General features: G+C 64.3%; 11 protein-coding genes. 10 read left to right on the forward strand and 1 reads right to left on the reverse strand.

The annotated features are described in order from the left end of the window. Positions 1-313: 313 nt before the first annotated feature. On the reverse strand, positions 314-1450 hold the full coding sequence (locus tag QOU61_RS07865; RefSeq protein WP_289657544.1) for an alpha-hydroxy acid oxidase: 1137 nt from the start codon (positions 1448-1450) through the stop codon (positions 314-316). A 410-nt stretch (positions 1451-1860) separates the two neighbouring features. Here QOU61_RS07865 and QOU61_RS07870 point away from each other — a divergent pair, with 410 nt between their 5' ends. The 10 genes from QOU61_RS07870 (at position 1861) to serA (ending at position 12000) form a co-directional block, all read left to right on the forward strand. Continuing rightward, on the forward strand, positions 1861-2073 hold the full coding sequence (locus tag QOU61_RS07870) for a hypothetical protein (RefSeq protein WP_289657545.1): 213 nt from the start codon (positions 1861-1863) through the stop codon (positions 2071-2073). A 225-nt stretch (positions 2074-2298) separates the two neighbouring features. Further along, complete coding sequence (gene glmM, locus QOU61_RS07875) at positions 2299-3642, forward strand: phosphoglucosamine mutase (protein ID WP_289657546.1); 1344 nt, start codon at positions 2299-2301, stop codon at positions 3640-3642. 199 nt (positions 3643-3841) lie between these two features. Further along, positions 3842-5092: an MFS transporter gene (locus tag QOU61_RS07880; protein WP_289657547.1), complete on the forward strand. Its 1251-nt coding sequence runs from the start codon at positions 3842-3844 to the stop codon at positions 5090-5092. Between the two features lie 224 nt (positions 5093-5316). Further along, positions 5317-6144, forward strand: coding sequence for an outer membrane protein (locus QOU61_RS07885; protein WP_289657548.1), 828 nt, complete (start codon positions 5317-5319; stop codon positions 6142-6144). Positions 6145-6322: 178 nt separating this feature from the next. Beyond that, on the forward strand, positions 6323-7147 hold the full coding sequence (locus QOU61_RS07890) for an outer membrane protein (RefSeq protein ID WP_289657549.1): 825 nt from the start codon (positions 6323-6325) through the stop codon (positions 7145-7147). A gap of 94 nt (positions 7148-7241) precedes the next feature. Beyond that, entirely contained in the window at positions 7242-7835 is a 594-nt protein-coding gene (locus QOU61_RS07895; protein WP_289657550.1) for a glutathione S-transferase family protein, read from the forward strand. Then, positions 7832-8302 carry a GNAT family N-acetyltransferase gene (locus QOU61_RS07900; protein ID WP_289657551.1) on the forward strand — a complete coding sequence of 157 codons (471 nt, stop codon included), beginning with the start codon at positions 7832-7834 and terminating at the stop codon, positions 8300-8302. Before QOU61_RS07895 ends, QOU61_RS07900 begins: the two co-directional genes overlap by 4 nt. A gap of 230 nt (positions 8303-8532) precedes the next feature. Further along, entirely contained in the window at positions 8533-8820 is a 288-nt protein-coding gene (locus QOU61_RS07905; RefSeq protein ID WP_289657552.1) for a hypothetical protein, read from the forward strand. 184 nt (positions 8821-9004) lie between these two features. Next, positions 9005-10177, forward strand: a complete 1173-nt coding sequence (locus tag QOU61_RS07910; RefSeq protein ID WP_289657553.1) for a phosphoserine transaminase — start codon at positions 9005-9007, stop codon at positions 10175-10177. 233 nt (positions 10178-10410) lie between these two features. Beyond that, the gene (gene serA, locus QOU61_RS07915; RefSeq protein WP_289657554.1) at positions 10411-12000 is read left to right on the forward strand and encodes a phosphoglycerate dehydrogenase; all 1590 of its coding nucleotides are present in this window, start codon (positions 10411-10413) and stop codon (positions 11998-12000) included. Positions 12001-12104 lie beyond the last annotated feature (104 nt).

Consider the following 12104-nt stretch of genomic DNA (forward strand, 5'->3'; position numbering starts at 1 on the left):
AAAGTCATCCCGGGGCGCTCGCGTGGCGAGCGAACCTCAGATGCGCAATTGCGCATCGGGGGATCTCGGTCCGCCAATCGCGCTACCGGCGCGGCTGGCTTTTGGCGCTCCCGAGAGGGAGGGGGGGTCGCCGGCGGACGCCGCGTTCGCGCCGACGGTTCACGGCCCCAAGGCGCGGCCGCTCCTGCGGTGCTCGCCCGGCGACCTCCCTAGTCGAGACTTGCGCGATACACAGTTGAACGATCGAAGAAATAGAGATGACTGCCGCGTCCGAATGCGGCGTCCCGAACCACGTCGGGACGCCGGCATCCGTTCACTCCGCCAGCACGCGCTCGTCGATCTCCGCGATGCTGTTGACCCCGCACAGGCCCATGGTGGTGATCAATTCCTTGGCGAGCAGGTCGATCGCCTTCGCCACGCCCTCTTGCCCGCCGGCGCCTAGTCCGTAGGCATAGGCGCGGCCGATCATGCAGGATTTGGCGCCGAGCGCGAGCGCGCGCAGCACGTCCATGCCGGAGCGGATGCCGCCGTCGAACATGATCTCCACCTGCGAGCCGACGGAATCGACGATCTCGGGCAGCACCTTGATCGACGACTGCGCGCCGTCGAGCTGCCGTCCGCCATGGTTGGAGACCACGATCGCCTGCGCGCCGCTCTTGGCGGCGATCTCGGCGTCCTCGACGTCGAGGATGCCTTTGAGGATCAGCTTGCCTGGCCAGATCGAGCGGATCCAGTCGACGTCCTTCCAGTTCAGCGTGGTGTCGAACTGCGAGTTGATCCAGGTCGAGAGCGAGGTGATGTCGTCGCTGATCTTCAGATGACCGGCAAGATTGCCGAAGGTGCGGCGCTTGCCGCGCAGCACGCCCGCGACCCAGCCCGGCTTGGTGGCGAAATCGACGAGCTTCGACAGCGACCATTCCGGCGGCACCGTCATGCCGTTCTTGATGTCCTGGTGGCGCTGGCCGATCACCTGAAGGTCGACGGTCAGGACCAGCGCGCTGCATTTGGCCGCGATCGCGCGCTCGATCAGCGCCTTGATGAAGCCGCGGTCCTTCATGACGTAGAGCTGGAACCAGAACGGCTTGTCGACAGCGGCTGCGATGTCCTCGATCGAGCAGATCGACATCGTGCTCTGCGTGAATGGAACGCCGGCGGCCTGCGCGGCGCGGCAGGCGTGGATTTCGCCGTCGCCATGCTGCATGCCCAGGAGCCCGACCGGCGCCAGGATCAGGGGCAGCGCCGCCGGCTCGCCGAGGATCGTGGTCGAGGTATCGCGCTTGGAGACGTCGACCAGGATGCGCTGGCGGAACTTGATCTTCTGCAGGTCGTCGTGGTTGGCGCGCAGCGTGTCCTCGGTATACGAACCGCGGTCGGCATAGTCGAAGAATGCCTTCGGCACCCGGCGTTTGTGCAGCTGGCGCAGATCTTCGATGCAGGTGATATGCTTCATGGACGCTCCCGACCCCGTCTTGTATTTGTCCCTTCCGTCGTCATCTACCATGGCTAACCGATCTGCCAAATTGCACTAGTGTCCCGGACCCGAAGTTCGCATCATTTTGCGGCGGGTCTTTTGCGACTTCGGGCCCGAAAGGACACTGGCAAATTCATGATTCTAGTGGTCCGATTCTAACATTCGCTCCCGGCTGCGGAGGCACTTTTGCGAATGTTAGAATCAAAGGACCACTAGCAAACCCAAGATTCTAGTGGAGTTTTGGATTTGACATTCGCTTTGTGAGCCCGCGGCCGGCAGGGAGCGAATGTCAAATCCACTCCACTAGTGTGGGTTCGGGAGTTTTCTTGACGAACTCGCGGCACAAATGAAGAGAACTTCCGAACCACCACACTAGCCAGGAGGCCTCCATGACCCGACCTCACGTCCCGAAAGCCGGCAAGGGAAACCATAAGGCTGAGGCCAAGACAGAGGCCAAGACAGAAGCTACGGCAGAGTCCAAGGGACAGGAGCGGCGCCGCCTCGACGAGGCGCTGGAGGAGGGGCTGGAAGAGACGTTCCCGGCCTCGGACCCCGTGAGCATCACCCAGCCGCCGCCGTCGAAGGGCAACGGAAGGCGCTGAGGCTGGGGATTAAGGCGGTTTGGCAGTCGCGGATTTCAAAAAAAGTATTTACAAACAGTACGTTATCGGCCCAATCTGGGGTTTGGCCCGGTAATGATTCATCATATTTTTTGAAGCCATCTTAGGGCCGATGGCATTATAACGCGGTCACGCCACGATTTGGGCGAAGTGGGCATGCGGGGTTTCGCGATCGGCGGGCGGAGCCTCGACAGTGCTGGGGGTGACATGAGCCGTAAATATTTCGGAACGGATGGTATCAGGGGCCGCGCCAACGGCCTGATCACGCCGGAGCTCGCGCTCAAGGTCGGCCAGGCCGCGGGGCTGGTGTTCCAGCGCGGCGATCACCGCCATCGCGTCGTGATCGGCAAGGATACCCGCCTGTCCGGCTACATGATCGAATACGCCATGGTCGCCGGCTTCACCTCGGTCGGCATGGACGTGCTGCTGGTCGGCCCGATGCCGACGCCGGCGGTCGCGATGCTGACCAAATCGATGCGCGCCGACCTCGGCGTGATGATCTCGGCCTCGCATAATCTGTTCGAGGACAACGGCATCAAGCTGTTCGGCCCGCAGGGCTTCAAGCTCTCCGACGACGTCGAGAGACAGATCGAGCAGCTGATGGATGAATCGCTCGACCGCAAGCTGTCGCAGAGCGCGAGCCTGGGCCGCGCCCGGCGCATCGACGGCGTGCATGACCGCTATATCGAATTCGCCAAGCGCACGCTGCCGCGCGACCTCTCGCTGGAAGGCCTGCGGGTGGTGGTCGATTGCGCCAACGGCGCGGCCTACAAGGTGGTGCCGGAAGCGCTGTGGGAGCTGGGCGCCGACGTCGTGCCGATCGGCGTTGAGCCGGACGGTTTCAACATCAACAAGGAATGCGGCTCGACCTCGCCGGAAGCACTTAGTCGCAAAGTACGGGAAATGCGCGCCGATGTCGGCATCGCGCTCGACGGCGATGCCGACCGCGTCATCGTGTGCGACGAACGCGGCCATCTGGTCGACGGCGACCAGTTGCTGGCGGTGATCGCGCAGAGCTGGAAGGAGGACGGCCGGCTCGCCAAGCCCGGCATCGTCGCCACCGTGATGTCCAATCTCGGGCTCGAGCGTTTCCTGGAAGGAATCGGCGTTGAGATGGTGCGCACGCCGGTCGGCGACCGCTACGTGCTCGAGCGCATGCTGAGCGGCGGCTACAATCTCGGCGGCGAGCAGTCCGGCCACATCATCCTGTCCGACTATGCCACCACCGGCGACGGCTTCGTCGCGGCGCTGCAGGTGCTCTCGGTGGTGCAGAAGCTGCGCCGGCCGGTCTCCGAGGTCTGCCATCGCTTCGATCCGCTGCCCCAGGTGCTGAAGAACGTGCGCTATCGGAGCGGCAAGCCGCTCGACAATGACGGCGTCAAGTCGGCGATCGACGCCGGCGAGAAGCGCCTCAACGGCCATGGCCGGCTGCTGGTCCGCTCGTCGGGCACCGAGCCCGTGATCCGCGTGATGGGCGAGGGTGATGACCGCGTCCTGGTCGAGGAGGTGGTCGACGAGATCGTCTCCGCGCTGGGCCAGGCCGCGGCCTGACGAAGCTGCCAGTCGCTCGGATCGTGCCGCTTGCTCTCATCAACTCACCTCTCCCAATGGGAGAGGTGAAGACGGGTGCAAGATCGGCTGCTTTCCCGGACCATTTGCATCGCAGCCATCGGCTGATGGCGGTGGTCCGCGAGGCGCTCCCGTCGTAGGAACGGCCTATCTTTCGACTGATCTCTGCCGGGAATATTCCTTGAACAAGCCTGTTGTCTCCGAGGAAGCGCTGGGCGAGCCGGTGCTGGTGCCTGATCTGACGCCCGCAAAAGCGGCCGCGGTCGCGGGCCCGGCCTATGTCGTTCTGATCGGCATCAGCTTCTCGCATTTCCTCAACGACACCATGCAGTCGCTGATCGCGGCGATCTATCCGATCCTGAAGGAGGCCTACGCGCTCGACTTCACCGAGATCGGCCTGATCACGCTCGCCTTCCAGTTCACCGCCTCGCTGCTGCAGCCGGTGGTCGGGCATGTCACCGACCAGAAGCCGAAGCCGTTCTCGCTCGCGATCGGCATGGGCTCGACCTTCTTCGGCCTGCTGCTGCTGAGCGTCGCGAGCCACTACCTCACGATCCTGATCGCGGCGGCGCTGGTCGGCCTTGGCTCGGCGGTGTTCCACCCGGAATCCGCGCGCATCGCGCGGCTCGCCTCCGGCGGGCGGTTCGGCTTCGCGCAGTCGGTGTTCCAGCTCGGCGGCGCCTTCGGCTCCGCGATGGGGCCGGTGCTCGCCGCGCTGATCGTGGTGCCGTTCGGCCAGCCGAGCATCGCCTGGTTCTCGACGATCGCGTTCCTCGCGATGCTGATCCTGTGGCGGATCGGGCTCTGGTACCGGCCGCAGATCGCCGGCAGGAAAGCGGTTGCGATCCATCGCCATCCGGATGCGCCGTCGCAGCGCCGCGTCCAGATCGCGCTCGCCGTGCTGGTGGCGCTGTTGTTCTCCAAGCAGCTCTACGTCTCCTGCCTGTCGAGCTACTACACTTTCTATCTGATCGATCGGTTCGGCGTCTCCACGCAGGCCGCGCAGCTCTATCTGTTCGTCTTTCTCGCCGCCAACGCCGTCGGCACGTTGTTCGGCGGTCCGCTCGGCGATCGCTTCGGCCGCAAATATGTGATCTGGGTTTCCGTGCTCGGCGCACTGCCGTTCACGCTGGCGCTGCCTTACGCCGGGCTGACCGCCAGCGCAGTGCTGAGCGTGCTGATCGGCCTCATCCTGTCCTCGACCACGTCCTCGATCATCGTGTTCGCGCAGGAACTGATCCCGCATCGCCTCGGCATGATCTCCGGCGTGTTCTTCGGCGTCGCCTTCGGCATCGGCGGCCTGGGCGCGGCCGCGCTCGGCAAGCTCGCCGACCACACCTCGATCGCCTTCATCTACCAGATCTGCTCCTATTTGCCGGCGCTCGGCCTGCTCGCGGTATTCCTGCCAAAGATGAAAGCGAGCAGGGCGTAGCCAATCGAACGCGTGCCCGTTCGCTATTCCCATTCGCCGTTCACACATCGTTAGTATCTGCGACGGAGTTGGCTGCGCGCTGCGCGTGCCAAGCGATGTCGTCACGGAAAATCAACCTTAAAAATTAGGGTTAAGCGCCGCTTAAGCTTTTGATGCGATCGTCCGGCCGTGGGTTTTTTGAAGTGAGGCTTCATTGCGCCTCACGGGCCAAAAGGACGAAGCCAATGCGTAGCGTTAAGTTTCTCGTCGCCGTCGGAGCGGCGTCACTGTTTTCCTCGGTGGTGTTCGCCGCCGACATGCCGATTGCCCCGCCTCCGATGCCCTATGCGCCGCCGCCCGCCGAATTCAGTGGCTGGTATCTGCGCGGCGACATCGGCATGACCAACCAGAGCATGAAGAGCATCGACAGCAACGCGGCGGCGCAGTTTCCGACCACCCAGGTCGGTCTGGGCTTCGACTCATCGCCGTCGTTCCAGCTCGGCGTAGGCTATCAGTTCAACAACTGGTTCCGCACCGACTTCACCGCGCAGTATCGCGGCAAGGCCAACCTGCACGGCTCCAACGGCCAGATCTTCACGCCGACCGCATTCCAGTCCGACAACTATTTCGGCAGCAAGTCGGAGCTCCTGTTCCTCGCCAACGCCTATGTTGATCTCGGCACCTGGTGGTGCATCACACCGTTCATCGGGTTCGGCGTCGGCTCGTCCTACAACATGGTCAGCGGCTTCCGCGACGAGAACGTCCAGATCGTGAACGGCGTCACCCACGGTGCGGTGGCGACCTTCGCCAACAACGGCACCTGGAATTTCGCCTGGGCCGCGCATGCCGGCCTCGCCTACAAGGTGACGCCCTCGGTCACGCTGGAAGTCGCCTACAGCTATCTCGATCTCGGCTCGGCGCGGCCCGGCAACTTCACCCTGCTCGACGGCACGACCGGCGCTTCCTCGATCGTGCTGCGCGACATCACCTCGCATGACCTGACGCTCGGCGTGCGCTGGAACTTCGACGCCGCGCCGGTCTACATGCCGCCGCCGCTGGTGACCAAGGGCTGATCGGCCCTCGATTTCTTAACTCCGGTTAACGGCGCGGGACTTGTCCCGCGCCGTTTTGCTTTGCGCGCGTGGCGCATCTTTGCGCTTTTCGACGCACCGCAGGCGCCGCGGCAACGATCGGTTAAGGTTAACGAGCGATGATCGCGCAACGTCGGGGTATTGGAATTGGAGCGTTGCGATGCGTAGCTTCCTGCTGTCGGTTGTGATGGTTGCGGCACTGTCCGCATCCGTGGCGCAGGCCGCCGATCTTCCCGACCTTCCGATCCTGCGCGGCGGATACACCGACGGACTCTCGAGTGGCCGCGTCAACTGGCAGGGCTTCTATTTCGGCGGGCAGGGCGGCTTCGGCACCTCCGACCTGAACTTCACCGGTGCGACCCGCACGATCGCGGCGCACCTGCTGTCCAACACGGCGGAGGAAGCAGCCGGCGGCATCTCGCAGTGGCCCGTCGGCGGCAAGGTGTCGGTCCACGGTCATGGCTTCGGCGCCTTTGCCGGCTACAACAGCCAGTGGGACAACGTCGTCATCGGCCTCGACTTCAGCTACATGCACGGCACCTTTGGCGGCTCGCAGACCGACAGCCTGTCGCGCCTCTTTGTCGACGGCAACGGCAACACGGACAACCTGACGTATCAGAGCATCGCCGCGATCCGGGTTTCCGATTTGGGGACGTTGCGCGCCCGCGCCGGCTATGCCTGGGGCGTATTCCTTCCCTACGCGTTCGGCGGCGTGGCGCTCGGCCAGGCCGATATCATCAGGACGGCCAATATCTTTGGAACGGAAACCTCTCCGCCGCCGGCGTCTGTCACACGCAATGTCTTCGTCACTGCGACCGACTCGCAGAACAGCCGTCTGGTCTACGGCTATACCGCGGGTCTCGGCGTCGACGTGATGCTGATCTCGTGCCTGTTCCTGCGCGCCGAGTGGGAGTATGTGCGGCTCACCACCTCGATCGACACCAATATCAATACGTTCAAGGCTGGTCTCGGCTACAAGTTCTGATCGCTGCGCCGCGCGTTGTGCCGGCCGGCCGTTGACAGGATCGCGCTCGCCTGTTGCTGTGTCGTGTGTGAAAAATTCCGGCACGGCGGCAGGCATGAAGATCCATGGCGACAGCAATTCGGGCAACTGCCTGAAGGTGAAGTGGGTCTGCGACAAGCTCGCGATCTCCTATGACTGGATCGAGATCGACATCCTGAAGGGCGAGAGCCGTACCGGCGAATTCCTCAGGCTCAACAGCGCCGGACAGGTGCCGACGGTCGTCTTCGATGACGGCCGCACGCTCGCGCAGTCCAACGCCATCATCAAATATCTGGCGCGCGACAGCGAACTCGTGCCGCGCGACGCCCTTGTCGCCGCGCAGATGGACGCCTGGCTGTTCTGGGAGCAGAACAGCCACGAGCCGTTCGTCGCGGTCTGCCGCTTCCACACCGTCTATCTCGGCAAGCCCGTCAGCGAGGTCGATCCCAACCTGATCAAGCGCGGCCATGCCGCGCTCGGTCACATGGATCGTCATCTGGCGGGCAACCGCTTCATGCTGGGCGATACCTTCTCGCTCGCGGACGTCGCGCTGCTTGCCTATACCCGCGTCGCGCCCGAAGGCGGGCTCGAGCTCTCGCCCTATGCCTCGCTGCGCCGCTGGATCGGCGAGAGCGAAAGCGAGCTCGGCCTGCGACGGAACGCGTCATGACTTCATCGTCCGCGTTCACCATCCGCCGCGCCCGTCGTGACGACGTCGATGCCATCGTCGCGATGCTTGCCGACGATCCGCTCGGCAGCGCGCGCGAGCGGCTGGAGACGCCGCTGCCGCCCTGCTATTTCGCCGCGTTCGAGGCGATCGATCGCGATCCGAATATTCAGCTGATGGTGGCGGACGATGGCGCAGGCGCCGTGATCGGCTGCCTGCAGCTCTGCGTGCTGCCGGGCTTGAGCTCGCAAGGCAGCCCGCGCGCTTTGATCGAGGACGTCCGCGTCGCTGCGCATTGCCGCAGCCGCGGCGTCGGCGAACAGCTCGTGCGCCGGGCGCTTGCGGAAGCGCGCGGCAAGGGTTGCAGGCTGGTCGAGCTGTTGACGCATCACACCCGTGTCGACGCGCAGCGGTTCTACGAACGGCTCGGCTTCGCCCGCAGCCATGTCGGCATGACGATGCGCTTTTAAGAGCGTGATGGGATAGCTCGAGGTGGATCGACGATCGAACTCTGCTCCCTCGCCCTGAAAGGGGGGAGGGGTGGGGAGCGGGCAGACTCAAAGAGTGAGGTCGATTGACATCTCGCTCGACAGCTTGATCCCCTCCCGCTTTGCTCCTCGCGGGGCAAAGCGACCTCCCCTTTCCAAGGGGAGGTCAGACACCTCAATGCGCCGATCGAGCGGCGGCCGGGAGAACAACCATGTCCACGATCCATCCTTTGACGGCGCTGGCCGTGGTGCTCGCGACGGCGGCGACGGATGCCGTCTACGTGATGTTCACGTCGGCGGTGGTGGCACGAAAGCGCGTGCCGGCGGCGACCTGGAGCAGTGTCTGGTATCTGCTCTCCTCCTTTGCCGTCATCAGCTATACCGAGAACTGGATCTATGTCGGCTTTGCCGCGCTGGGCTCGTGGATCGGCGCCTATGCATCATTGACGTTCCTGCATCGGCCGGGTGGCGGGCCGCCTGTTGGCGCGGCGCCGGAGTAGGCCCGTGCGAAAGTTTATTCCTCGCAAGCCGCCTTTGCTGAAAGAACCTGCTTTCCCCGCGCGCCTTGTGCATCAATCGCGCGTGTAGTCCGCATTGTTTCTTGACGGGAAGGGGCGATTCCCTTATTTGCGGCGGCGGGACACCTCCCCCCAACGGGAGGCTTACTATCTGGAAGGGTAGATCATGACTGCAGCGAAGCCCGCTTCGCGGCCTCTCGTGCCGCATTTCTCCTCCGGCCCCTGTGCCAAGCGCCCCGGCTGGAACCCCCAAAATCTCAAGGACGCAGCGCTCGGCCGTTCGCATCGCGCGAAGGTCGGCAAGGCCAAGCTCAAGCTGGCCATCGAGCTGACGCGCGAGGTGCTGGAAGTGCCTGCCGACTACAAGATCGGCATCGTTCCCGCGTCCGACACCGGTGCGGTCGAGATGGCGCTGTGGTCGCTGCTCGGTGCGCGCCCCGTCACCACGCTCGCCTGGGAATCGTTCGGCGAGGGCTGGGTTTCCGACATCGTCAAGGAACTGAAGCTCAAGGACGTCACCAAGCTCAACGCGGGCTATGGTGAGATCCCCGATCTTTCCAAGGTCGATTCCGATACCGACATCGTCTTCACTTGGAACGGCACCACCTCCGGCGTGCGCGTGCCCAACGCCGACTGGATCAAGGCCGATCGCAAGGGCCTGACCATTTGCGACGCGACGTCGGCGGCGTTCGCGCAAGTCCTCGATTGGAAAAAGCTCGATGTCGTGACCTTCTCCTGGCAGAAGGCGCTGGGCGGCGAGGCCGCGCACGGCATGCTGATCCTCTCGCCCCGCGCGGTCGAGCGGCTCGAAACCTACAAGCCGGCCTGGCCGTTGCCGAAGATCTTCCGCCTCACCAAGGGCGGCAAGCTCAATGCCGGCATCTTCGAGGGCGAAACCATCAACACGCCGTCGATGCTGTGCGTCGAGGACTATCTGGATGCGCTCAACTGGGGCAAGTCGATCGGCGGGCTGAAGGCGCTGATCGCGCGTGCCGACGCCAACACCAGGGTGCTGGCCGACTGGAAGGCGAAGACGCCGTGGATCGACTTCCTGGCGAAGGATGCTGCGATCCGCTCCAACACCTCGGTGTGCCTGAAGATCACCGATCCCGCGATTACGGCACTTTCGCCGGACGCGCAGGCCGACTTCTGCAAGAAGCTGGTGGCTCTGGTCGAGAAGGAGAACGCCGGCTTCGACTTCGCGCATTACCGCGACGCGCCGGCGGGCCTGCGCATCTGGTGCGGCGCCACGGTGGAAGCAAGCGACGTCGCGCTGCTCACGCAGTGGATCGACTGGGCGTTTGCCGAGTCCAAGGCCGCTCTGCCGAAGGCGGCGTAGCTCTTTCTTCACCTCGCCCCGTTCTTACGAGGAGAGGTCGGCGCGTAGCGCCGGGTGAGGGGCTCTTTCGACCTCGCACCCTTTTTGCAAATGCCCCTCACCCCGACCCTCTCCCCGTAAGAACGGGGAGAGGGAGAACAGAACGCTTCACCCGCTTCCGGCTCCTCGCGCCCAGCGGTGCTTTGGCCGGGACGACGTTCTCAATATTTCTCGTTCGTTTAGGAACAACACCCATGTCCAAACCCAAGGTTCTCATTTCCGACGCGCTTTCTCCCGCCGCCGTGCAGATCTTCAAGGACCGCGGCGTCGAGGTCGACTTCCAGCCCAATCTCGGCAAGGACAAGGAGAAGCTTGCCGAGATCATCGGCAACTATGACGGGCTCGCGATCCGCTCGGCCACCAAGGCGACCGCCAAGATCATCGAGAAGGCGGTGAGGCTGAAGGTGATCGGCCGCGCCGGCATCGGCGTCGACAATGTCGAGATCCCCGCCGCCACGGCAAAGGGCATCATCGTGATGAATACGCCGTTCGGCAATTCGATCACGACCGCCGAGCATGCGATCACGCTGATGCTGGCCCTGGCGCGCGAAATCCCGCAGGCCGACGCTTCCACGCAGGCCGGCAAATGGGAAAAGAACCGCTTCATGGGCGTCGAGATCACCGGCAAGGTGCTCGGCATCATCGGCTGCGGCAATATCGGATCGATCGTCGCCGACCGGGCGCTGGGGCTTCGCATGAAGGTGATCGCCTTCGATCCGTTCCTGTCGCCGGAGCGCGCCAAGGATATCGGCGTGGAGAAAGTCGAGCTCGACGAGCTTCTGAAGCGCGCCGACTTCATCACCCTGCACACGCCGCTCACCGAGAAGACCCGGAACATTCTCGACGCGGCCGCGCTCGCCAAGACCAAGCAGGGCGTGCGCATCATCAACTGCGCGCGGGGCGGCCTGGTTGACGAGAAGGCGCTGGTCGAAGCGCTCAATTCGAAGCATGTCGCGGGCGCCGCCTTCGACGTGTTCTCGGAGGAGCCGGCCACCTCGAACGTGCTGTTCGGCCACCCCAACGTGATCTGCACGCCGCATCTCGGCGCCGCCACCACCGAAGCGCAGGAGAACGTCGCGCTGCAGGTCGCCGAGCAGATGTCGGACTATCTGTTGCAGGGCGCGATCTCCAACGCGGTCAACTTCCCCTCGATCACCGCGGAAGAGGCGCCGAAGCTGAAACCGTTCATCGCGCTTGCCGAAAAGCTCGGCTCGTTCGCCGGCCAGCTCACCGAGACCGGCATTCTCAAGGTGCAGATCACCTATGAAGGCCACGTCGCCGAGATGAAGATCAAGGCGCTGACCTCGGCGGTGCTGGCCGGCCTGCTGCGACCGATGCTGGGCGACGTCAACGTCGTCTCCGCGCCGGTCGTCGCAAAGGAGCGCGGCATGGTGGTCGACGAGGTCGTCCGCACCGCGCAAAGCGACTATGAAAGCCTGATCACGGTCGCCGTCACCACCGAGCGGCAGGAGCGCGCGGTGTCGGGCACGGTCTATCACGACGGCAAGCCGCGGCTGGTCGACGTCAAGGGCATCCGGGTCGACGCCGAGTTCGGCAAGTCGATGATCTACGTCACCAACGAAGACAAGCCGGGCTTCATCGGCCACTTCGCAGGCCTTCTGGGCGACGCCAGGATCAACATCGCGACCTTCCATCTCGGCCGCAGCACGCCGGGCGGCGACGCCATCGCGCTGGTCGAGGTCGACGGTGCGGTGCCGCCCGACGTGCTCGCCAAGGTTCAGGCGCTGCCGCAGGTGAGGCAGGCCAAGGCGCTCGCGTTCTAGGCGCGCTGCGCCAAGGTGTGACGACGGAGGTTACCTCTCCCCGCCGGGGAGAGGTGAACCGGATTCGTGGATAGACTACTTCCGCCACCGCGCGGCCGGCGAGG

Origin of the sequence: Bradyrhizobium sp. NP1 (assembly GCF_030378205.1) — a bacterium.
Lineage (GTDB): Bacteria > Pseudomonadota > Alphaproteobacteria > Rhizobiales > Xanthobacteraceae > Bradyrhizobium.